This is a genomic window from Streptomyces sp. TRM64462 (genome assembly GCF_013362995.1).
Taxonomy (GTDB): domain Bacteria; phylum Actinomycetota; class Actinomycetes; order Streptomycetales; family Streptomycetaceae; genus Streptomyces.
Genome location: NZ_JABWDV010000344.1, coordinates 56,809 through 80,227 on the forward strand (window position 1 = coordinate 56,809; position 23,419 = coordinate 80,227).

The window sequence follows — 23,419 nt, forward strand, 5'->3', positions numbered from 1 at the left end:
AACAGGCAGCGACGCGTCTCATTCAGCTACCGGGGGCGCACTCCGGCTCCGGAAGCCGTCCCCGCACCGCCAGCGGCTCCCCCGCCGGCATGCGCAGCGACGGCCCCTCGTCCAGGCCGAGCACGACCGCAAGGCCGCCAGTCGCCTGCCGTTCCGATCGCACGCTGCGGACGGCGTGCCACGCGCCCCACATCCGTACGGCCTGTCCGGGCTGGACCGCGATCGCCGCGATCTCCCGAGTCGTGGGCGCCGGGACGAGCCCCGGGGCTTTGAGCTCGGACCACACCGTCTTGCCGATGCCGCCGAGGCGCTCGCTCACGCCCAGCGGTAGCTGAGTGCCTCCACCAACCACAGTCCCCGGCCTTCCGTTTCGTCCCAGGCCGGGTGCCTGACCTTCGGTTGCCCCGTACCCGCGTTGCTCACCTCCACGCGCAGCAGCCCATCCGCCTCCGAGTACCCGATGCGTACGCCGACCTGGCGGTCGCTGGGCACCGGTACGCCCAGGGCGTTGGTGAACAGCTCCGACAGCACCAACTCCGCGGTGTGCAACAGCTCGTCGCCTGCGCTCCAGCCCACGAGCACCGCATGCAGTGCCGACCGTGCTCTGGGAACGCTGCGGGGTCGGCGGGTCAGACGGAACGCGGTTTTGATGCATGTGGTCACAGCAGCCCCTTGAGGGTTGATGGCTGTTCGATCAAGTCCCCGTGTGTGCCGAGTGGTTGTCCCGACACAACGAGAGTGCCCGCGCGACGACCACTAATGCAACGTTGAATGAGATTCTGGCGCTCAATTCACCAGATCGAGTGGATCCGCCCCAACAAACGCCAGGCTCTGGTAAGGAGTTACCTATGCCAAACGTTCAGCCCTCCACGGTCCTCGGTCGACAACTCGGCGATGAGCTCCGGCGATCCCGCGAAGCAGCCGGCCTCACCACGGCGGCGGCCGCCGAGATCCTGGACTGCACGAAGGGGAAGATCAGCCGCATGGAGAACGGTCATGTACCGGTTCGCACTCCGGACCTCGTGGCCCTCATGCAGGCGTACGGCGTCTCGGACCCGGCCACACAGGAGCGACTGGCCTCCCTCGCTCGCCGGGCGAACCGGCGCCGACGTGAAGGATGGTGGCACGAGCATGCGGCGGTCCTCAGCGATGCCTATCGCGATCAGATCGAGATGGAGTCCATCTGTCAGAGCATCCGCACTTATCAGGTGCAACTGATTCCGGGCCTACTCCAGACTCCGGAGTACGGGCGGGCCGTTACCGTGGCATCGCGAGCATGGAAGACCGCTGAAGAGATCGAGCGGTTCGTTCAAGTACGGCTGGCCCGACAAGAGCGACTGACCGGGGATGATCCGATCGACTACTGGGCGGTACTCGGAGAGGGCGCCCTGCGCCAACAGGTGGGCGGTCCCGACATCATGTCTGCCCAACTGGATCATCTGCTCGCGGTGGCGGAACGTCCCAATGTCACCATCCAGATACTGCCGTTCTCACGCGGCACCTACTCCGGCATGTTCGGCCCGTACTTGCTGCTCAGCTTCCCCCAACTCGCCTCGCTCGACCTCGTCCTCACCGAGACCCCCACGGGCAGCATCTGGATGGAGCGCGAACAGGAGGTGGCCCGTTATCGGGAGTTGTTCGATGACGCGCGCATGGCAGCATTGCCTCCAGCGGAGTCACTTGCGCTGATCCAGCGCATTGCCAAGGAGCACAGACGATGAAGCAGGCCCACACCCTCCCAGCCGACCTCACCGGCGCAGCTTGGCGCGTCAGCAGCTACAGCGGCGGGCAGGGTGATTGCGTCGAGGTCGCCGACAACATCCCCCACATCATCCCCGTCCGCGACAGCAAGCGCCCCGCCGGCCCCGTGATCAGCTTCGGGCGCCGCGCCTGGCAGGCGTTCGTCTCGCAGCTGGGCTGACGGCGAGCCCGTCGTCCGGGCCAGGTCGGGCGCCCGTCGATTTCGTACACCAAGTTAGGATCGGGGATGCCCTGCGGCCTGCCCAGGCTGCGGCGCTCCACCGGCAGGCACTCACCGGGATCGCCCGCGCACCGCGCGTGACGGCGCCCCAGCCTACCCTGCCGCTGGTCGCGCACATGCCCCATCCGTACGACGCCGGACAACAGGAGACGCGAGACAGACATGGCCTTGACCGCCAACGCCGCCGCCTCGGCCCCGCTGCTTCGCGATGTGATCAACATCAAGACGTCGATCTCCACCTCCGACTTCGTGCTGAAGCTCGCCGAGGCGGTCACCGAAGAGGGCACCGCGCGTGCTCTGCGCGACTACGTCGTCACCGAACGCCTGCTGGAGAACTTCGACGAGGCCCTCGGGCTGATCAAGGCGGCCCTCGACGGGCACACGTCGAAGGCCGCCTACCTGCACGGGTCCTTCGGTTCCGGTAAGTCGCACTTCATGGCGGTCCTCCACGCCCTCCTGCGCGGTGACCGGGCAGCCCTCTCCCGCCACGAGTTCGACCCGGTCCTGGCCAAGCACGAGTGGCTCGGCAGCGAGGGCAAGAAGTTCCTGCTCGTCCCGTACCACATGCTCGGTGCCAAGTCCCTGGAGCAGCGGGTTCTCGGCGGTTACGTCAGCCACGTCAAGGCACTCCACCCTGAAGCGCCCACGCCGCAGGTCTACCGGACCGACGCCCTCTTCGACGACATCCGCGCGCTTCGGGAGCGCATGGGTGACGAAGCCTTCATCAGTGGGCTCAGCGGGTCCGAGACCGAGGCGGGCGATGCCGAGGACGACGAGTGGGGCGAAGCCTTCGCCTGGACCCCCGAGCTCCTCAAGACCGCCCTCGCCGCCGAGGAGCTGCACGGTGACGAGGATCCGGATGATGACGAGGAGCCTCTGAACCTCGTCAACCCGTCCACCCCCGCCGAACTGCGCGCCAAACTGGTGCATGACGCGGCCACCACCTGGTTCCCCGGGTTCGCCAAGAACGCCGCCGAGGACGAGCACGGCTTCATCTCCCTCGACGCCGGCCTGGGCGTGATCGCCCGGCACGCGAAGTCGCTCGGCTACGACGGGCTGATCCTCTTCATGGACGAGCTGATCCTGTGGCTCGCCAACCGCATCCATGACGAGAAGTTCGTCTCCCGCGAGGCCGACAAGATCACCAATTTTGTCGAGGGCGCCGACTCCCGGCGGGCCATTCCGATCGTGTCGTTCATCGCCCGCCAGCGCGACCTGCGCGAGCTGGTCGGTGAGGAGACCTCCGGCGCCGCCGAGACCGCGATCCAGGACAGCCTCAACCTTGCCTCCGGCCGCTTCGACAAGATCACGCTGGAGGACCGCAACCTCCCGCAGATCGCCCACGCCCGGCTGCTCAAGCCCAAGGACGCCGAGGCGGCCGCCAAGCTCGACGCCGCCTTCGTCCGGATCAAGCGCGTCGGGCCGCAGGTCTGGGACACCCTGCTCGGCTCGGACGAGGGGACCACCGGTGCGGACGAGGAGTCGTTCCGGCTGACGTATCCCTTCTCCCCTGCCTTCATGGACACCCTGGTCCACATCTCCTCGGCCCTGCAGCGCTCCCGCACCGGTCTGAAGCTGATGGGACAGCTGCTGGCGGACCGCAGGGACGAGCTCACCCTCAACGACCTTGTGCCGCTCGGCGACCTCTACCCAGTGATCGCGGACGGCGGCGACAAGCCGTTCGTGGACAAGCTGAAGGTCGAGTTCCAGGCCGCCGACAAGCTGTACCGCACCAAGCTGCGCCCGCACCTTCTCGCGACGTACGACCTCACCGAGGAGGACGTCGAGCGCTACCGGCACCGCCGTGACACGATCACCGATCCCCAGCTCGCCGGGCGGTGCAAGGGCTTCATCGGTGACAACCGACTCCTGTGCACCCTGCTGCTGTCGGCGCTCGCCCCCGGCGTCCCCGCGCTGCGCGATCTGACCATCCGGCGGCTCGGGGCACTCAACCACGGTTCCGTGGTCTCCCCCATCCCGGGCGCCGAGGTCGGTCTGATCAAGGCGAAGGTCGCCGAGTGGGCCTCCCGCTTCGCCGAGATCAAGCCCACCGGCACCGACACCAACCCCGGCGTACGCCTTGAGCTGACCGGCATCGACGTCGACTCCGTCATCGCCAACGCCAAGGTCAACGACAACCCCGCCAACCGCCGGTCCCTCGCCAAGCGCCTGCTCGCCGAGGAGCTGCGGCTGAACCGCCAGGACCAGCTCGGCTCCGACGAGCTGCGGCTGGTCTGGCGCGGCACGCACCGCACCGCCGAGGTGGTCTTCGGCAACATCGCGGACCCCGACACGATGCCCGACCACGACTTCGCCCCCAGCACGGACGGGCAGTGGCGGCTGGTCATCGACCTGCCGTACGGCGAGGGCTCGTACGGCCCCCGCGAAAACGTCAACCGGATGGAGCGGCTGCGGGAGCGGCCCGGTGTGGCGCCGCAGACCGTGGCGTGGATCCCGACGCATCTGTCGGCCGCCCGCTACCAGGACTTCCGGCGCCTCGTCACCATCGACTACGCGCTCGCCGACCAGCGCCGCTTCGACACCCAGTACGCCCAGCACCTCAACGCCGACAACCGGGCCCGCGCCAAGGCCCTGCTCGAAGGGCAGCGCGAGCAGCTCACCAAGACGGTGAAGGCCGCGTTCAAGCAGGCGTACGGCTGCGCCGCGAAGCAGCCCGCCGATGTCGACGTGTCCTTCCAGGACCACTTCGCGTCCCTGCGCGACGTGCCGGACCTGAAGGTCTCCGTCGGCCAGACCCTCGGTGAGGCCGCCCGGCACATCGCCTCGAAGCTGCTCGCCCAACAGTTCCCCGCGCACCCGGACCTCGACCCCGACAACACCGGCCTGCCGTACAAGAGCGGTGACGTCCGGACCGTGTTCGGCCACATCCGGACCGCCGCGGAGGCCGGGGACCGGCAGGCCGAGATCCCGGCCAAGGACCGTGACGCCATGCGGCGCCTGGCCGAGCCGCTTCAGCTGGGGCAGATGAAGGAGGCGTACTTCCGGCTGTCGACCCGCTGGGTGGAGCACTTCGCGCTGTACGCCCGCACAGACGGCGGCCCCGGCGGGCCGACCGTCGTCCAGCTCACGGACTGGATCGACAAGCCCACCCCCATGGGGCTCGATCCGCTGCTCGCCAACCTGGTGATCTGCGCGTACGCGGAGATGGACGACCGAGTGTGGGTGCGCGGCGGGGCGCCGTTGGACCCTTCCCCCGAGCCGTCCGGGGTCAAGACGATCGACGCGCTGCGCTCACAGCCGCTACCGGAGCCGGAGGTGTGGGAGGAGGCCGGCCGGCGCTTCTGGGAGATCTTCGGGGAGCGGCCGCCGACGCTGCGCCGTGGGCGGCTGGTGGGACAGTTCGCGCGGCGGATCGCCCGTGAGGCCGGGACATACGCCCCGCACGTGGAAGCACTGGTGAAGCAGCTGGAGCAGCACTCGGTTCTGCTCGGGCTGGATGGTGCGGACGAGTCGGGGAGGCTGGCGCTGGCCCAGCGGGCACGCGACCTGCTGAAGGCCGCGCAGGACGTCGAGCAGGGCCCGGCGAGTGGCTCGGCAGCCGCCAAGCAGATCATCACCACCTTCGCCACCTTCGACCTCGGCGAGGTCCCGGCCAGCCGCTACAGCACCTCCGTCCGACAGGCCCAGACGGTGACCGACGCACTGGTCGGCGGCCCCTGGAAGCTGCTGGAGCGGGCCCCGAAGTACGGTCCGTCGGGTGAAGCCGTGCTGGACGCCCTGCGCAACGCGGCTCGGCTCGACCAGCGGACGGCCAAGCTGGAGGACGCGCTGCGACACGCCGAGGACGCGATGCACAAGGTCCTCGACCGGGCCGAGGCCGCTATCGCCCCGCCCCGGCCGAACACGCCGACCGCCGGGACCGAGCCGGACGCACCGCGCACCCCCAACGAGATCGATCTCAGCACCGAATCCAGCCACCCGCCGGTGCACACCAGCCACCCGACCACCACCGGTACGAGCACCGGCGCCGGCACCGGCCAGGCCAAGCGGCGCTCCGGCGGCGGACGTGCCAAGGCTGCGCAGGCCGTGGCCGAGCTGCGCGCCCAGCTCGCCGAGCTCACGGCCGCGGAACCGGACGCCACCATCGAGATCACCTGGCGGGTGGTCGAGTGACCCCGCAGGCCCGGGCCGCGGCCGTGTCCCGTACAAGCACGGCAAGCGCGGCCAGCACGGTACGGCTCAACACCACGACCATCACCCAGTACCTCGCCACCCAGTCCTACCTGCGGTCGACGACCCGGCGCACCGTGGTGCTGCTGCGTGCCGCGCCGGTCTGGGACGGGCTTACCGAGGTCGCCTGGGGCGAGAGCCGGCGCGCCCTGGTCACCGCGGCGCCGTCCCCGCTGGCCGTGTACGAGCTGGTGCTCACCCATCTGGCCGCCGACGCCACCGGCCCGGAAGTGCTGGTGATCCTGACCGACCGGGAGGAGGCGGAGTTGGGCCCCGATGTCCTGGGCCAGGTGTACAAGTACCGGGTCAACGCCGTCGACACCTGGGACGTCGTACGCGAGTCCTTCGCCGCCCAGGGCACCGACCCGCGGCTGCTGGACGACAACTGGGCCGCCGAGGCTCTGGTGGACGCCGCTCCGCCCGGGGGCTGGCCCGCCCTCGACGGGGGTCTGCTGGAGCGGCGGGACGCCCTGGCCAAGCTGGCGCGGCGCCGGCTCGGCATCGGCCGCTACGACCCCGACCGCCCGGCGAGCGGGGAGCGGGCGGACGTACTCGATGTGCCCGCCCTGCTGAGCTGGTCGCTGCGGCCGGGCGGGCCGGACCGCTATCTCGCTCTGCGCGCTGCCGAGCGCGAGGGGCTGGCGAGGTTCCTGGCGGAGGACGAGCAGGCCGGGCAGGCCGGGCGGGCGCTGTTCGCTCTGGTGCGGGCTGAGCACGGGGCGGACGCCGTGCCCTTCGGACTGGTGTGCGCGGCGCTGTGGAGCCACGCCGACGCGCAGGACGACGCGGAGGTCAACCGGGCCCGCGGTCGGGCCGAGCTCTGGCTCGGGGACGAGACCGAAGTGCGCGGCCCGGCACTCGACGAGCTGGCGTGCGCCTTCGGGCGGGCCTGCGAGGAGTTCGTCTCCGGGCTGCTGCTCACCGACCGTTCCGGGCACCTGGCCGAAGGCGGTCCACAGGATGACGAGCAGCGGAGCGCGCGCCGGATGTCCGACACCGTGCTCAGTCGGGCCGCCTCCCTCGTACGGCAGTTCGGTGCCGAGTCGGCCGCGCGGCGCAGCCCGGTGCTGCGGGAGGGGTTGGAGGCACGGTTCGCCGCCGCCGGTGAGGCGGTGCGCTCCGGTGATCCGCTGCGGATGCGGGGCGCGTTGGAGGCTCTGCGGGAGCACCGGCTGGCATCCGGCCCCGACGAGGCGATCCGTATCGAACGGGCCACGATGGCCGCGCGGCTGACACAGTGGCTGGCGGAGCAGCCGGAGACCGAGGTGCCGACGGTCGCCGACGCGCTCACCCGGCACATGCGCGAGACCGGCTGGGTGGACATGGCGCTGGAGCATGTCCAGGCCGGCGGGGACACCGAGCGGGAGCTGAAGACCGCGTACGACGAGCTGTGCGGCGCGGTGCGGGAGAAGCGGCGGGCCATCGACCGGGCCTTCGCGCGGCGGCTGGCCGTGGAGACCGAGGGGGCCCGTGACACGGGCTCGATGCTGACGGTCGAGACCTTCCTGCCGGAGGTCGTCGCCCCGATGGTCAAGGAGAAGAAGCGGCGGCTGCTGCTCCTCGTACTGGACGGGATGAGCGCCGCCATCGCGGCGGAACTCGGCGAGGAACTGCGGGAGAGCTGGGCCGAGTACGATCCGCTGCCCGAGCGCAGGGCCGACGACCGCCCGCGGCGGCGCGCCATGGCGGCCGCCCTGCCGACCGTCACCGCCGTGTCCCGTACCTCCCTGTTCGCGGCCCGGCTGATGCGCGGCACGCAGGCGGACGAGAGGCGGTTGTTCCCCGCGCACCGGTTCTGGGGCGGGCAGGAGGCGGCGGTCTTCCACAAGGACGACCTGCGGGCCGACAGCGGCGGTGACTGGCTCGGCCCCGAGCTGCTGGATGCCCTGGAGAGCGACCGCACGCACGTCGCGGTCGTGCTGAACACGGTCGACGACCGGCTGTCGAGTGAGCAGAAGCTCGGTGACGGCGCGTGGAGGCTGTCCGACATAGGGGCGCTGCGGACGCTGCTGCGGTACGCGGCCGCGCAGGGCCGGGCGGTTCTGCTCACCAGTGATCACGGTCATGTGGTCGACCGGTACGGGGAGCGGGTGGCCGCCGTGGGTGTGGAGTCGGCCCGGCACCGGGTCCCGGCCGGGCCCGACGAGCCGCTGGCAGATGCGGAGGTCCGGCTGGCAGGCCATCGGGTGGTGGCTCCCGAAGCGGGCGGCGAGATTGTCGCGCTGTGGGACGCGGACGCCCGGTACAGCGCGCAGCGCGCCGGATACCACGGAGGCGCCGCGCTGGCCGAGTTCACGATCCCGGTGCTGGCGTTCCTGCCTTTCGGGGCGACCCCGCCGAAGGGCTGGCGGGAGCTGGGCAGCCAGCGGCCGGGCTGGTGGGAAGTGGGCGCTTCCGGCGCTGGGGCGGGGCAGCCGCGCCGTACTCCGGCTGCGGTCGCCGTGGCGTCCTCGGTGCCGTCGGTGGCGGCCGTGAAGACCACTGCTCCCAAGCTGTCGAAGAAGCAGGCCGAGTTGGCCAGGAGCCACGACTCTCTGTTCGACGTGGCTCTTGTGCCGGCCGCCGCCCCGGCCGAGGACGATGAGGCTCTGCTGTCCGTGGAGCTGGTCTCCCCCGATGATGCGCTGGTCGCCGCGCTCGTGTCATCGGAGCTGTTCGAAGCGCAGTTGAAGATGCTGGCCCGCCCGCAGGATGTGGGGCAGGTCGAGCGGGCCGTACACGCCCTGCTCGACGCGGGGGGCACGCTGCCCATGACGGCTCTGGCGCAGCGGGTGGGTCTGCGGGCCCCCCGGCGCCCGGAGGGCTTCGCCGCCATGCTGCGGCAGCTGTTGAACTACGACGGCGCGCAGGTCCTGGAGACGCTGCCGGACGGGCGCACCGTGCGGCTGAACGTGACGCTGCTCAAGGACCAGTTCGGGCTGTCCTGACGCCACGGGGGTGTGGGCCTCGCCCGCCGGATGGACGCGAGGCCCACGGCACGTCTGCTAGTGGTCCGGGACGTACTGACGCAGCAACTGCACGAACATGCGGAGTTCGTCGATCAGCGCCTCGGGCAGCGGCTTCGGATCGAAGTGCGCGATGCGATTGCGGATCTGCCGCACCCGGTCGAGTTGGTGGACGAACCCGATCCGGTCGACACCGTGCCAGCCGAGGTCCTTCCAGTTCTGGTCGGCGTTGGCGCACAGGGTCTCTTTGGTCTGCTGACCGTTGAGCAGAGTGACGTAGTCCCCGAACTGCAGGTCGGAAATCTGACCCGTCTGCCGCTTCTTGGGCTGGATGGCCCGGATCGCGTCGGGGTCGAGGGCCTTGCCCAGGCATTTGCGGATCCGGAACTCGATCTCACCGACCATGAAGAACGGGCGAGCTGTGACGCTGAAGCGGTCGGTGATGTCCGAGGAGGTCACAATCCCCTTGAAGACACCGTTGTTCCCGCGGACCAGTACATAGCCGCTCTCGCTCACCCTGGGCAGGATGGAGAAGAACTCGGCGTTCTCCTGCACCTCGGGTGCGTCGGGGTCGATGGCGTTGGCCAGCGTCGGTGGCAGGTTCGTCTCGTAGAGCTTGGCGACCGAGCTCCAGGTGACCGCTCCGTGAAGCCAGTTGTTGGACTCGACGACGGGCAGCTGCGAGTACCCGTGAAGCCGCATGAGATGCGTTGCCTGGCTGAGGGTCGCCGTGGGCGGGAGCGAGGTGAAGCCGTCCTTGCCCGCCAGGATGTCCCCCACCCGCAGCACGTGCTGAGGCAGGGTGCCGGGGGGCAGGTCCTCTTCCGGGTCCTCGTCTTCCGCAGCGGGCTCGGCCTGGGTGACGGCCTGCTGTACGAGCAGGGGCATGCCATGAGCGCAGGTGGCGAAGGAAGGCACAGTGGTCAGGTCGACCGCCTTCAGGGCCTGCTCAATGACCAGGACCGCGTGGTTGTCCCGATTGGGCAACCCGAAGAGGGACAGGAGTTCCCTCACATGGACGGACTTGCCCTTGAGGGCGAGGATGTCGGCATTCGAGGGAGTCTGAGCCATGGAGCCGCTCACCAGCCCGAGGAGTCGCGGACGACGGTCCGCTTGCCCATGGCGGCCTGCACCAGATCCAGCAGCTGCTTGGCCCGGTTCTCGTAGAACTGGTCGAAGTCCGATGTGTGCAGCATGCCCGGGTCGATCAGGTGCGTGGCGATGACATCGTCGAACCACTCCGGCCGCATGCCGGACTCGAGCTGGAGGGTCTTCAGATACGAACCGGGGACCCCGGCCATGCTCTTGCTGGCCCGGTAGGACAGCGGGGTCTTGTTGACGATGGAGTAGACGTGCTTCGTGTGGCGCGAGGCGTTCTTGTCCACCCAGCTCTTGGGGAAGATCTGCCGTACGTCCACCGTGTGCGTGACGATCCGGGACGGGTTCAGCGGGCCCTCGGTGAAGTACCAGTCCACTGCGCCCTGCTTGATGAGCAGCGCGTAGATACCCTTGTAGGCGGCGCTGTTGCGCGTGGTGAGGGTGTCGAGCCGCTCGTCGAGGAACACCGCGTCGGTCACCGTGTCGGGCACGACGTTCGGCTCGCGACGGATCCAGCCGACCAACTGCTCCACATCACGCGAGAAGCGGCTCTCGATGGACCCGCCGTACATCTCCCCCAGCACGCCGTTCCAGTACCACTGACTGATGCGTTCTTCCCCGCCCGGTCCGTCGGTCTCGTCGCCGACGATCGCACGTACGGCGGCGAGCGGCACGAGCTGCGTGCGGTAGGGAAGGTCGCCGGAGCGGACGATGCACTGCCGCTCCAGGAACCCGCCGATCCATTCGAAGGCATCCGCGATCCGGGGGGCCAGGCGGCGGAAGTCGGCGAGCGGAAGGTTCAGCAGGTCCCGTCGCTTGCAGGAGACGGAGGCGAGGTCTCCGGCCTGCTTGAGCTCCCAGGTCCGCAGAAGGGCCACGGCCTGGAGGAAGTCACTGCTGCTCAGGCCGTCGTCGAGGCCTGCCTCGGGGTTGCCGAAGACCGGATACCGGGAGGTGAGCCGCTGTTTGATGTGCTTCCACTCTTCCGGAAGCTGGTAGTACCCACCGAACTCCGCGATGTGCGACTGGTCCCCGGCGAAAGTGGCCGTCAGCAGCTCGAACACGTTGAGCGGCACCCCGCCGGTGTTGACTCGTTCGAACACCGCGCACACGGCGTCCATGGTGGTCGAGGCCGGCAGGTTGATCATGGGTACGACGAACGAGTTGACGTGGTTGAGCACGGTGCCCTGGAAGTCCGCCCACTTCGGCCAGTTGGCGGCGGGATCGACCATCACGTACTTCTGCTGCCACTCCGTCGTGCGCTGTGTGTCGAACACGATGTTGAGCGGGAACATGCCCGCGGCGCACTCGAGCTCGGTCGTGCTCAGGTCGAGCGTGACCCGGCGGGTCGAGCCGACTGTCAGCACCCGGCTCTCGGGCACGGAGACGATCGCGTCGTCACGGTCCGCCGGAGAGCCGGTGGCCTTGGCGATGTCGATGTAGTACCAGGCCTTCAGGTCCTTGCCCCGGCCGTCGACCGTCTCGACCGGCTTGTCAAGGCGGTGCAGCGCCTGGAAAAGCGAGGTCAGCCGCTGCTGGCCGTCCAGCAGCAGCAGATCGGGAGTCCGCCTCTCACCCCCCTCCGCCCCACTGAGCGTCCGGGCCCGGAAGGGGGAGGAGCCGCCGGTCTGCAGGGCCATCACCACGCCCAGCGGGTAGTCGAGCGTCACGGTGGCGATGAGCGCCTTGATGCGTTCGTCGTCCCATTTCCACTCGCGCTGGAAGTCGGGCAGTTGCAGTGCTCCCGAAGCGACATCCTGAAGCAGCTTCTTGAGCTGTGGGCTGTCTAGCGACACGCTCGTCGTCCCCCGCCAGTGGTGCTGAAGTGTGCAAAGTGTGCAGTGGGCAATTGCAGCAACACACTCGGCCGCCGTCAACCGCTTCTTTTCGGTCTCTGTCACTTCCGCTCCCCGGCCCGTCCACGGCCGCCGGATGAAAGACTGAACCCGTGCGTACCGAACCGCCCCAGCGCCCCACCGCCGTCAGTGCCGCCCGTCGGCGCGACGTCATCGACGCCCTGCGCCGAGGGGCTGTGCCCGAGTCCGGGCTCGACCTGCTGGCGACGGGGCTGGACCGGTTCGAGTCGGCGCTGGACGCGGAGCTGAGCGCGGTGGCCTCCGGCTCCTCCGTCTTCAAGGCCGTACGCGGCGAGTACGGGTCCGGCAAGACCTTCTTCACCCGGTGGCTCGGCGAGCGGGCCAAGCGACACAACTTCGCGGTGGCGGAGATCCAGATCTCCGAGACCGAGACGCCTCTGCACAAGCTGGAGACGGTGTACCGGCGGCTGACCGAGCGGCTCGCCACGCCCGGCTTCCCGCCCAGCGCTCTGCGACCGGTCGTGGACGCGTGGTTCTACACGCTGGAGGAGGACGCGCTCGCGGCAGGCGTGCCCGACGAGGAGCTGCCGGCCGAGGTGGACCGGCTGCTGGCGGCCCGGCTGGCCGAGGTGTCGCGGCATGCCCCGTCGTTCGCCGCCGCGCTGCGCGGGTACCGCTCCGCCCAGGACGCGGGGGATGAGGCGACGGCCTCGGCCGTCATGGCCTGGCTGGGCGGGCAGCCACATGTGTCGGCATCGGCCCGGCGGGCCGCCGGAGTCCGCGGGGACCTCGACCACTTCGGTGCGTTCGGGTTTCTTCAGGGGCTGTTGACCGTGCTGCGCGACTCGGGGCACGCGGGCCTGTTCCTCGTACTCGACGAGGTCGAGACCCTGCAGCGGGTCCGCTCCGACGCCCGGGACAAGGCGCTCAACGCGCTGAGGCAGCTGATCGACGAAGTGCACTCAGGGCGCTTTCCAGGGCTGTACCTCGTGATCACCGGGACTCCGGCCTTCTTCGACGGGCAGCAGGGCGTGCAGCGGTTGGCACCGCTCGCCCAGCGGCTGGCGACCGACTTCACCACCGACCCGCGCTTCGACAACCCGCGCGCGGTCCAGCTGCGGCTGCCGGGATTCACCCAGGAGTCTCTTGTCTCCCTCGGGCACACCATCCGCGATCTCTACGCGAGCGGCTCATCGGCGCCGGACCGGGTGGCGGCCACGGCCGACGACGCGTACGTCGCCGACCTCGCCAAGTCGGTCGGCGGGGCGCTGGGCGGCAAGGTGGGGGTGGCTCCCCGGTTGTTCCTGAAGAAGCTCGTGGGGGATGTGCTGGACCGGATCGACCAGTTCGAGGACTTCGACCCGCGTGCGCACTACGCGCTGACCGTGCGCACTTCGGAGCTGACCGAGGTGGAGCGCAACGCGGCGGCTCGCAGCGCCGACGAGGTCGAGCTGGAGTTGCCGTGACCGGCCCTCACGCTTCCGACAGCGCTGATCCGCTGGACCGGCTGCACCCTGGTCTGCTGCACCACGTCATCAACACCCTGGGCTGGCCGGGCCTGCGACCGCTCCAGCAGGAAGCGATCGGGCCGCTGCTCGACGGTCGCGACGCCGTACTGCTGGCACCCACCGCGGGCGGAAAGACGGAGGCAGCCGCCTTTCCTCTGTTGTCCCGGATGGAAGCGGAGCGCTGGACCGGCACCTCGGTGCTTTACGTGTGTCCGCTCAAGGCCTTGCTCAACAATCTCCTGCCCCGGCTGCAGGCGTACACGTCGTGGCTGGGCCGGTCGGCCGCGTTGTGGCACGGGGATGTGACGCAGGGCCGCCGCAAGCGGATCCTGCGCGAGCGGCCGGACGTACTGCTGACCACACCCGAATCGCTGGAAGCGATGCTGGTCAGCGCGAACGTCGACCACCGGCAGTTCTTCTCAGGTCTGCGGGCCATCGTCGTGGACGAGGTGCACGCCTTCGCCGGGGACGACCGCGGGTGGCATCTGCTCGCCGTGCTGGAGCGGCTACAGCGGGTCGCCGGACATCCGGTACAGCGGGTCGGGCTGTCGGCGACCGTGGGAAACCCGGACCAGCTGCTGGCCTGGCTGCAGGGGGCGGCGGCCGGCGAACGCCCCGCACACGTCGTCGCTCCGCACCTGCGGGAGGCTTCTCCGACGCTGCCGCCGCCTGGTGATGTCCAGCTCGACTACGTGGGTTCGTTGGCGAACGCCGCGACGGTGATCGCAGCGCTCCATCAGGGCGAGAAGCGACTGGTGTTCTGCGAGTCCCGCAAGCAGGTGGAGGAACTGGGGACTGCTCTTCGAGCCAGGGGTGTCACCACCTTCCTCTCCCACGCTTCCCTGTCCGCCGACGAGCGGAGGCGGGCCGAGGAGGCCTTCGCCGAGGCCCGCGACTGCGTGATCGTCTCCACGAGCACCCTCGAACTCGGCATCGACGTCGGCGACCTGGACCGGGTCATACAGATCGACGCGCCCCACACTGTGGCCGCGTTCCTGCAGCGCATCGGACGTACGGGCCGACGGGCGGGCTCGTCACGCAACTGCCTGTTTCTCGCTCTGGACGAGGGGGGCCTCCTCGCAGCGTCTGCGCTCCTGCTCCTGTGGGGGCGGGGGTGGGTCGAGCCGGTGACGGCTCCTCCCGAGCCCCGGCATATCGCCGCCCAGCAGATCCTCGCGCTGTGCCTGCAGGAGCACCGCGTGGGCGACCGGCTCTGGCAGGAGTGGTGGGGTGGGCTCGGCGCATTGGGCACGGCGGCGGAGCCGGTCGTGCGCCATCTGGTCGCCGAGGGCTATCTGGGCCGGGACGGCGGCATGCTGTTCGTGGGGCCGGAGGCCGAGAAGCGCTTCGGATTCCGCCACTTCATGGACCTGACCGCCGTGTTCACGGCGGCTCCCGAGTTCACGGTCCTCGCGGGCCGAACGGAGATCGGGACGACCGATCCCGCGCTGCTCACCGAGGAGGTGGCCGGCCCAAGGCGCCTGCTGCTCGCCGGGCGCAGCTGGCAGGTCACCTACATCGACTGGTCGCGGCGCCGTTGCTTCGTCGAACCCGTGAACGACGGTGGTCGGGCACGCTGGGCGGGGCTCAGCACGGCGCGAGCCACCTCCTACGAACTCACCCGAGCGGTCCGGGAGGTGCTGCTCGGCGCGACGCCCCCGGTCTCGCTCACCCGCCGGGCCGAAAGCGCGCTTGTGCGGGCACGCGAAGAGAACTCCCACCTGGTACACCCGGAACGCTCCGTCATCATTCGGGGCGGACGGGATACGAACGTCCGATGGTGGACCTGGGCGGGATACCGCGCGAACGCCACTCTGGCGGCCAGTCTCGGCTCTGTCGCCGATCCGCTGCAACGACCGACAGCGGCGTACCTGCGGCTGCGGGAGGACATCACGCCCAGGGACTGGGCAAGGGCACGCGCATCAGCGGCTGAGCACCTGTGCCTGCCCGCCGTGGATTCCCGAGCGCTGGCCGGCCTGAAATTCAGCGCGGCGCTGCCCCCACGCCTGGCCGAGGCGACGCTGGCAGCACGCTTGGCTGACCTGGATGGGGCCGCGGCGGCCCTCCTTGAACCATCCCGATTCACGCGACCCGCGAACACGTAGTCGCCGTGTTAGAGCCATCACAGCGGATCCGTACCGACGCTTGGGCCGCACGTGCTCGATCCCTCGTCCGTCCGACATCGGCCATCCCCGTGCCTGGTCAGTCGTTACCAACGGGATCGGTCCCGCCCAATCCAATGTCGTCGAAGCGGAGCCTACGCACCGACGGCCTGCACCACCTCACCGACAAGGGCCTTCGCTTGTCACGTGAGCGGCACGATTGCCCCAGTCATCAGCCCGCCGCCTTGGCACGCGGTACGGCTCTCCCCGTTCCCATGCTCCTGATCCCCCGCCGGGGGCACTTCCGGAAAACAAGCCCTGACCTGCAGAAGTGCAGGCCAGGGCTTAGTTGTGTCTGCCAAAACGACCGAGCCGCACGGTCCTGGCCTCCCGTCCCGGCCGCCCGGCCTCCCACATACGCGACGGGGCGTCCGCTGCGGCGGTTTCTCGGGCGGTTCGAACCCCTCGGCCCTGTCCGCGGCAGTGTGGTCTTCTCCCGCTCGTCGTAGAGCCGGCGCCTGTGAAGTGATCTGCCTCACAAGGTGTCACAGCGATCCGTCATGCGGTGTCTTGAGGTCGAACCCCTTGAGGCAGAGGAGACAGCATGACCGAGAGGACCGAGGCGATGGTGATCGCCGGTTCCCTTCCGGGATCAGGGGGTTGTTCCGCTCAGCTCACCGGGATCAAGCGAAACCGACAGGAGCAACTCATGAAGCACCGCATCGTCGTCCTCGGTGCCGGCTATGCCGGGGCCTATGTGGCCGGGACGCTGGCCCGTCGGCTGTCCCCGGTGGACGCCGAGATCACCGTCGTCAACGCCGAGCCGGACTTCGTCCAGCGGCTGCGGCTGCATCAGCTCGCGGCCGGCCAGGAGGTCGAGGCTCCCCAGCTCGCCGACGTCTTCGCGGGCACGGGGATACGGCTGCGCCTTGCCCGTGTCGCCGCCGTCGACGCCGAGCGCCAGGTCGTGACGCTGGCTGACGCCGACGGCAGCGGTGGCGGTGAGATCCGGTACGACACGCTTCTCTACGCGCTCGGCAGTCGCGCCGCCGATCGCGGCGTCCCCGGTGTGGCCGAGTACGCCTTCGACGTCGCCGGACGGCCCTCCGCGCTGCGCCTGCGCGCGCGGCTGGACAGCCTGGGCAGGAGCGGCGAGGGCGGGAGGGTGGTGGTCGTCGGCGACGGGCTGACCGGCATCGAGACCGCCACCGAGATCGCCGAGTCCCGGCCCGGCCTGTCGGTGACGCTCGTCGCCCGCGGCGAACTGGGCGCCCGGCTCTCCGCCGGGGCCCGCGGCCATCTGCGCCGGGCCTGCGACAGGCTGGGGATCACCGTCCTGGAGCACACCCGCGTCGACGCCGTCGAAGCGACGCGGGTGCGGTGCGCCGACGGCACCGCCCTGGCATCCGACGCCACCGTGTGGTCGGCCGGGTTCGCGGCCGGCCCCATCGCCGCCGACGCCGGGCTGGAGGTCACCGGGGACGGTCGGATCGTCGTCGACCGCACCATGCGGTCGGTCTCGCACCCGAACGTCTACGCCGTCGGCGACAGCGCCTACGCCATCGGCGACAACGGCCTGCCGCTGCCGATGTCCTGCGCCTCGGCCGGCTACACCGGCATGCAGGCCACGGCCGCGATCGTGGGACGTCTGACCGGACGCAAGGTCCCGAACGTCAAGCTGGACTACCACGGCAACCACATCAGCCTCGGGCGGCGGGACGGGATCCTCCAGCTGGTCGACGCCGAAGCGCGGGCGAAGCCGACGTACATGGGCGGCCGGAAGGCCGCGCGGATCAAGGCGGGCATCCTCAAGGGCGCGCTGTGGACCACCTCCCACCCGACCTTCGGCCTGCCCAAGCGCAAGCGCCGCCTGGCCGCCGCGCCCGGTCTGTCCGCCGAGAAGCGGGAGACCGTGAGATGAACGACCACACCACCGACCTGGCGACCGAAGCGTTCGTCGCCCACCGCAACCTGCTCTTCACCGTCGCCTACGAGATGCTCGGATCGGCGGCCGACGCCGAAGACGTCCTCCAGGAGACCTGGCTGCGCTGGATCAAGGTCGACCTGGGGCAGGTCACCGACCAGCGGGCGTACCTGGTGCGGATCACGACCCGGCAGGCCCTCAACCGGCTGCGCGCCATGAAGCGCCGCCGCGAGGCGTACGTCGGCCAGTGGCTGCCCGAGCCACTGCTCACCGCACCTGACGTGGCCGAGGACATCGAACTCGCCGAGAGCATGTCGATGGCGATGATGCTCGTCCTGGAGAGCCTCTCCCCGACCGAGCGGGCGGTGTTCGTGCTGCGCGAGGTCTTCGAGTTCGCGTACGACGAGATCGCCGAGGCCGTCGGCAAGACCCCGGCGGCCGTACGGCAGATCGCGCACCGCGCCCGGGGGCACGTCGACGCCCGCCGGCCGCGCCGGACGGCCTCCGCGAGTGAGGCCCGGGCGGCGCTGGAGTCCTTCCAGCGTGCCCTGGAGACCGGGGACCCGCAGGGTCTCCTCGACGTACTCGCCCCCGATGTCGTGCTGCTCAGCGACGGCGGCGGAGTCAAGAAGGCCGCGCTGCATCCGGTCATCGGCGCCGAGAAGATCGTCCGCTTCTATCTCGGCGGCTCCGCCAAGGTCCAGGCCACGATCACCTGGGGGCCCACCGTGGTCAACGGCAGCCCGGCGCTCGCCCTGTACGTGGGCGGCGAGTTCGAGGGCGTCATGGCCGCCCGTGTGGAGGACGCCCGCATCACCGGCCTCTACTTCGTCCGCAACCCCGAAAAGCTCACCCACGTCACCGCCGAGACCCCGCTCACCCTGCGCTGACGCCGACACCACGTGCCGCCGCGCCCGCCTGCCGCCGGTCGGAAAACCGGTGGCGGGCCCGGTCGGACCGTGGTGAGGATCGAGGCATGTCAGACTTCCTGGAGACCGGCCGGCTCGTCCTGCGGGCGTTCACCGCGGCCGACACCGATCACCTGCTCGCCCTGGACAACGACCCCGAGGTCATGCGCTTCATCAACGGTGGCCGTCCCACCAGCCGCGAGGCGATCGAGACGCGGACGCTGCCGCGGCTCCTGCACGACTACCCGTGCTGGGAGACCCGTGGTTACTGGGCCGCGCGGGAGAAGACCACCGGCGCCTTCCTGGGGTGGTTCGAGTTCCGGCCGCTGGAGGAGCACAGCCCCGCCGTGGTCGAACTCGGCTACCGGCTGAACCAGGCGGCATGGGGGCGCGGCTACGCCACCGAGGGGTCCCGGGCCCTGATCGACAAGGGGTTCACGGACCTGGGGGTCGAGCGGGTCACGGCGAACACGATGGCCGTCAACACCCGTTCCCGTCGCGTCATGGAGAAGTCGGGCCTGTCCTTCGTCCAAAACTTCACCGGGGACTGGCCGGAGGCGATCGAAGGCTCCGAGCACGGTGAAGTCGCGTACGAACTCACCCGGACCGCCTGGGAAAGGAGCGGCCCAGGGTGCGGAGGGCCTCGCCGCGGGGTGGGACGTCGGGGAGGTGACGGGCCGCCGACTGTATGAGGAGGGTGGTCAGGGCCAGTTCCAGTTCCGGGGTGACGGGTGCCGGGGCGGGGTGCCGGGCTTCGGGGGTGATGACGGCTTCGAGACGGGTGCGCGTGGCGGTGAGCAGGCGGGCGGCCAGTGCGTGCGGGTCCGGGTGGCCCGCGGCCTCCAGGACGGTGGGCAGGGTGGTGGACAGGTCGTCGAGGATGGCCTCGCGGTGGTCGCGCAGGAGGGCCGCGGGTGCCGGCAGGGGGCGGCCGCGGGGCGACCAGGGTGGTGTCACCCGGCTGAGCCCTTCGTGGAGGGCGTCCGCGAAGCTGCGGCTGATGAGGTCCAGCGTGTCGTCGAGCCCGGTCTCGGCGGGGGTGGTGCCGCTCATCTCGTCTCCCTCGGACTGCGGTTGACCGACGTGTCTGGCGTGAACGTAGCCAGGGCGTCCCACAGCGGGCCCATGTCCGGGTCACCGGGGGCTCTTTGGCTGATTCGCGCTGCTCAGGGGGCGGGGCGCGTGAGATGCGTAACGTTCTCGGTACGGACCAATGCGCTGAGTTAGTGTGACCGCATGCGATTCGGGGTGCTGGGCCCGCTGGAGGTGTGGACCGATACGGGGAGGCCGGTTCGAGTCCCCGAGGTGAAGGTCCGCACCCTGCTCGCCGGTCTGATCGCCGGGCACGGACAGGTGGTGCCCACGCTCCGGCTCATCGAGGCGCTGTGGGGCGGTTCGCCCCCCGCCAACCCCACCGCGTCCCTGCAGGCCAAGGTCTCTCAGTTACGGCGGGCCCTGGAGGACGCCGAGGAGGGCTCACGGGACCTCGTGGCGCACCGGCCGCCGGGGTATGTGCTGCTGGCCGCGGAGGACGCGGTGGACGTGGGGCGGTTCCGGTCCCTGGTGGCGCGGTCGCGGGCGCTCGGCGATCCGGCCCAGAAGGCCGGGGTGCTGACGGACGCTCTGGCGCTGTGGCGTGGGCCCGCGTTCGCGGACTTCGCCGACGAGCCCTTCGTACGGAGTGCCATCGTCGGTCTGGAGGAGGAACGGCTGACGGCGGTCGAGGAGCATGTGGAGGCCCGGCTCGAACTGGGCGAGCACGGGCTGCTCGTGGGCGAGCTGACGGCGCTGGTGGCGGCCCATCCGCTGCGGGAGCGGCTGCGGATGGCGCACATGCGGGCCCTGTACCAGGTGGGCCGGTCGTCGGAGGCCCTGGACAGCTACGCGGATCTGCGGCGCCATCTCGACGAGGAGCTGGGTCTGGCGCCGGGCCCCGCGATCGACGCGCTGCAACAGGCCGTTCTGCGCCAGGACCCGGCGCTCAGGTCGACGGCGGTGGCGCCGGTGTCCGGGACGGCGGCGGCAGCGGTACGGGTCAGGACCAACCTGCCGGACGCGGCGAACGCCCTGGTCGGGCGGGACGCGGCGGTGGCGGAGGGCCGCCGTCTGATCGCGCGGAACCGGCTCGTGACGTTCACCGGGCCCGGCGGTGTGGGCAAGACGCGGCTGGCCGTCGCCGCCGCGCGGGAGCCGGCCGGGGACTTCCCTGATGGTGTGTGGCTGGTCGAGCTGGCAGGGGTGCGGCCGGAGGAGGACGGCACGGAGGCGTCGTGCCTCGCCGACCACGTCCTCGCGACGCTGGGGATCCGGGAGGAGGCCGACAACACGGAGGGCCCCGCCCCGGTCATGGACCTGTGCCGGTCGGGGCGGCTGCTGGTGGACTCGGTGGCGTCCCGCGAGCTGCTCGTCGTGCTCGACAACTGCGAGCACATGGTGGACGAGGTCGCGGCGCTGGTGGGGCTGCTGCTGGAGAAGGCGCCGGGGGTCAAGGTGCTGGCCACCAGCCGGGAGCCGCTGCGCGTCCAGGGCGAGACGGTGTGGCCGGTACCGCCGCTGGAGCTGCCCGCGTCGGCGGAGCGCGCCGCGCTCGAACGGTCCAGCGCCGTCGAGCTGTTCGTGGAGCGTGCCAGGGCCGCGGACCCATCGTTCGTCCTCGATCCCGCCACGGCTCCGGCGGTGGCCGCGGTCTGCCGCCGGCTGGACGGGATACCGCTGGCGCTGGAGCTGGCGGCCACACGGGTCCGGGCACTGGGCGTGCACGAGCTGCTGGAACGGCTCGACGACCGCTTCCGGCTGCTCAACACCGGCTACCGGGGCGCACCGCCGCGTCAGCAGACGCTGCAGGCGACCATCGACTGGAGCTGGAGCCTGCTGTCCGAGGCGGAGCAGACGGTGCTGCGCCGCCTGTCGGTGCACCGGGAGGGCTGCACGCTGGCGGCGGCGGAGGACGTGTGCGGCGGGGGTGACGTGCCGCGCGGCGAGGTCGTCGACATCCTGGCCCGGCTGGTGGACCGGTCCCTGATCACCCGGGGCGACGACCGGGCGGGGGCGCGCTACCGGCTGCTGGAGTCGGTGTGCGCGTACGCCGAGGACCGGCTCGACGACGCGGGCGAGGCCGCGGAGCTGGCCTGGCGGCACGCCCTCCACTACACGGAGCTGGCCGAGCGGGCGAGGCCCCACCTGCACGGCCCGGACCAGCACCGGTGGCTCCAGCGGCTGTCGGCGGAGACCGCGAACTTCCGGCAGGCGCTCCAGGAGGCGCGCAAGCGGGGCGCGGCCCGGCTCGCGCTGCGCCTGGTCAACGCGCTGGCCTGGTACTGGATCCTGATGGGGCGGCTGACGGACGCTCACCGGTCGCTCGCCTCCGTGCTGGAGCTGACCCATGCGGTGGCGACGGGGCCGGGCGGGGGCGACCGTACGGGAATCGGTACGGCGAGCGGTACGGCGAGCGGTACGGGGACGGGAGTGCCGGCCCGGTCGGTGTCGGACACCATGGCAGGACCGGCCATCGCAGCCCCGCCGGCCACCGCGCCGGAACCAGGGCGCCGGGCCGGGTCCGGGTCCGGAGCCGGATACGGGGCCTGGACCGGGTGGGAGCCGGGGAGCGGGCGCGCCGAGACGGTGGCCGGGCGCGCCGAGACGGTGGCCGGGGGCGGCGATCCGGCCGGTGTCCTGGCCGAGGCGGCCGAGGCGGCCGAGGCGGCCGAGGCCGCGACCTGGTACGAGGGAATCGGGCTGCTGCTCGGCGAGGGGAGGCCGCAGGAACGTGGCGGCGGCGGGGCGGGCCCGGGGCCGGGGCCGGAGGAGCGGTGCTCGGTGGGCCGGGCACGCGCCAAGTGGTTCGTGGGGTACGCCCTGTGGGAGGTGGGCGCGCTCTGCGCGTCCGCGGAGCGGGTCAACGCGGCACTGGCCGACTTCCGGGCGCTGCGCGACGGCTGGGGGGTGGCCGCGGCGCTCAGCAGCCGCGCGGCCCTGGCCATGGCGCGGGGCGACCTGGACACGTTGCACGACGACGCGCTGGAGGCACGCGCGCAGTTCACCTGGCTCGGTGACGTGTGGGGCCAGTTGAAGGCGGCGCAGGCGCTGGCCGTGCACGCCGAGATCACCGCCGACTACGCGCTGGCGGCGCAACTGCACCGGGAGGGGCTGCGGATGGCGGAGTCGCTGGAGCTGTGGTCGGAGGTGTCGCGGCAGCTGTCCGGCCTGGGGCGGATCGCGCTGCTGTCCGCGCGGTACGACGAGGCGGACGAGTTCCACCGGCGGGCCCTGCGGCTGGCGGTCGAGCAGGGCAACCGGCCCGCCGAGCAGATGGCCGAGCTGGGCCTCGCCCTGGGCGCGCGCCGTCAGGGCGACCTGGAGACGGCGGAAGCGCATCTGCGGCCGTGGCTCTGCTGGAACCACAGCCGTGGGGCGAGCAACGGGCTCGCTCTGATCCTGGCCGAGCTGGGCTTCTGCGCCGAGCTGCGGGACGACGCCGCCGCCTGTTTCGCCCACCACCGGGACGGTCTGCGGGCCGCCCTGGCGTCGGAGGACGCCCGGGCGGTGGCGCTGGCCCTGGAGGGTCTGGCCGGGGGCCACAGCCTGGTGTGCCGCCCCGCGCGGGCCGCACGGCTGCTGGGCGTGGCGGCGGCGGCCCGGGCCGAGTCGGGAGCGCCGCTCCCGCCGTCGGAGCGGGCGGACGTCGACCGGATCGCGGCCCGCGCCCGCGCCTCGCTGGGCACGGAGGGATTCACCACGGAGTACGCCGTCGGCAAGGGGCTGGACATGGGGGACGTGGTCCGGGAGGAACAGGCGGACGCGCCGCTCCCGGACGACGGGTGCGCGGGCGGGGCCGGGGGCGCGGCCTGGAGCGGGGGCGCGGCCGGGGGCGGGAGCGCCGCCGCGTTCCGTACCCGGCGGTCCCCCGCACCGGGCGGCATCCCGGCCTGAACCGGGGGCCGCCCCC

The 23,419-nt window shown here is 71.1% G+C and carries 15 protein-coding genes; 10 read left to right on the forward strand and 5 right to left on the reverse strand.

Annotation, left to right across the window (positions count from 1 at the left end; genetic code table 11):
• Positions 1 to 22: 22 nt before the first annotated feature.
• Positions 23 to 319, reverse strand: a complete 297-nt coding sequence (locus tag HTZ82_RS32365; protein ID WP_254711935.1) for a hypothetical protein — start codon at positions 317 to 319, stop codon at positions 23 to 25.
• Positions 316 to 576 carry an ATP-binding protein gene (locus HTZ82_RS32370; RefSeq protein WP_309235537.1) on the reverse strand — a complete coding sequence of 87 codons (261 nt, stop codon included), beginning with the start codon at positions 574 to 576 and terminating at the stop codon, positions 316 to 318. The genes HTZ82_RS32365 and HTZ82_RS32370 overlap by 4 nt, the downstream gene beginning before the upstream one ends.
• Before the next feature lie 272 nt (positions 577 to 848).
• Here HTZ82_RS32370 and HTZ82_RS17985 point away from each other — a divergent pair, with 272 nt between their 5' ends.
• The 4 genes from HTZ82_RS17985 (at position 849) to pglZ (ending at position 9,099) form a co-directional block, all read left to right on the forward strand.
• Complete coding sequence (locus HTZ82_RS17985; RefSeq protein ID WP_175410413.1) at positions 849 to 1,721, forward strand: helix-turn-helix transcriptional regulator; 873 nt, start codon at positions 849 to 851, stop codon at positions 1,719 to 1,721.
• Entirely contained in the window at positions 1,718 to 1,921 is a 204-nt protein-coding gene (locus tag HTZ82_RS17990; RefSeq protein ID WP_175410414.1) for a DUF397 domain-containing protein, read from the forward strand. The genes HTZ82_RS17985 and HTZ82_RS17990 overlap by 4 nt, the downstream gene beginning before the upstream one ends.
• A 222-nt stretch (positions 1,922 to 2,143) precedes the next feature.
• Positions 2,144 to 6,115, forward strand: a complete 3,972-nt coding sequence (locus tag HTZ82_RS17995) for a phage resistance protein (protein ID WP_175410415.1) — start codon at positions 2,144 to 2,146, stop codon at positions 6,113 to 6,115.
• Complete coding sequence (pglZ, locus tag HTZ82_RS18000; RefSeq protein WP_309235538.1) at positions 6,112 to 9,099, forward strand: BREX-2 system phosphatase PglZ; 2,988 nt, start codon at positions 6,112 to 6,114, stop codon at positions 9,097 to 9,099. The genes HTZ82_RS17995 and pglZ overlap by 4 nt, the downstream gene beginning before the upstream one ends.
• Positions 9,100 to 9,156: 57 nt before the next feature.
• Here pglZ and HTZ82_RS18005 read toward each other — a convergent pair whose 3' ends face one another.
• Both HTZ82_RS18005 and HTZ82_RS18010 read right to left on the reverse strand, forming a co-directional pair.
• Positions 9,157 to 10,188 (reverse strand): CBS domain-containing protein, encoded by a 1,032-nt coding sequence (locus tag HTZ82_RS18005; protein ID WP_175410416.1) that lies wholly within the window; start codon positions 10,186 to 10,188, stop codon positions 9,157 to 9,159.
• An 8-nt stretch (positions 10,189 to 10,196) separates the two neighbouring features.
• Positions 10,197 to 12,011 carry a DUF262 domain-containing protein gene (locus HTZ82_RS18010; protein ID WP_175410417.1) on the reverse strand — a complete coding sequence of 605 codons (1,815 nt, stop codon included), beginning with the start codon at positions 12,009 to 12,011 and terminating at the stop codon, positions 10,197 to 10,199.
• A gap of 152 nt (positions 12,012 to 12,163) precedes the next feature.
• On the opposite strand from HTZ82_RS18010, the gene brxD reads away from it, so the two are divergent.
• From brxD to HTZ82_RS18035, 5 genes are all read left to right on the forward strand, one after another.
• The gene (brxD, locus tag HTZ82_RS18015; protein ID WP_175410418.1) at positions 12,164 to 13,498 is read left to right on the forward strand and encodes a BREX system ATP-binding protein BrxD; all 1,335 of its coding nucleotides are present in this window, start codon (positions 12,164 to 12,166) and stop codon (positions 13,496 to 13,498) included.
• Positions 13,495 to 15,645, forward strand: a complete 2,151-nt coding sequence (locus HTZ82_RS18020) for a DEAD/DEAH box helicase (protein ID WP_175410419.1) — start codon at positions 13,495 to 13,497, stop codon at positions 15,643 to 15,645. The genes brxD and HTZ82_RS18020 overlap by 4 nt, the downstream gene beginning before the upstream one ends.
• A 706-nt stretch (positions 15,646 to 16,351) precedes the next feature.
• Entirely contained in the window at positions 16,352 to 17,563 is a 1,212-nt protein-coding gene (locus HTZ82_RS18025) for an NAD(P)/FAD-dependent oxidoreductase (RefSeq protein WP_175410420.1), read from the forward strand.
• Complete coding sequence (locus HTZ82_RS18030; RefSeq protein WP_175410421.1) at positions 17,560 to 18,456, forward strand: RNA polymerase sigma-70 factor; 897 nt, start codon at positions 17,560 to 17,562, stop codon at positions 18,454 to 18,456. Before HTZ82_RS18025 ends, HTZ82_RS18030 begins: the two co-directional genes overlap by 4 nt.
• Before the next feature lie 86 nt (positions 18,457 to 18,542).
• The gene (locus HTZ82_RS18035) at positions 18,543 to 19,166 is read left to right on the forward strand and encodes a GNAT family N-acetyltransferase (RefSeq protein WP_175410422.1); all 624 of its coding nucleotides are present in this window, start codon (positions 18,543 to 18,545) and stop codon (positions 19,164 to 19,166) included.
• Here the strand turns inward: HTZ82_RS18035 and HTZ82_RS18040 are convergent.
• A complete protein-coding gene (locus HTZ82_RS18040) occupies positions 19,072 to 19,527 on the reverse strand; it encodes a hypothetical protein (protein WP_175410423.1) in 456 nt (151 codons plus the stop codon). The genes HTZ82_RS18035 and HTZ82_RS18040 overlap by 95 nt on opposite strands.
• Before the next feature lie 183 nt (positions 19,528 to 19,710).
• Here HTZ82_RS18040 and HTZ82_RS18045 point away from each other — a divergent pair, with 183 nt between their 5' ends.
• On the forward strand, positions 19,711 to 23,403 hold the full coding sequence (locus HTZ82_RS18045) for a BTAD domain-containing putative transcriptional regulator (protein ID WP_175410424.1): 3,693 nt from the start codon (positions 19,711 to 19,713) through the stop codon (positions 23,401 to 23,403).
• Positions 23,404 to 23,419: the final 16 nt, after the last annotated feature.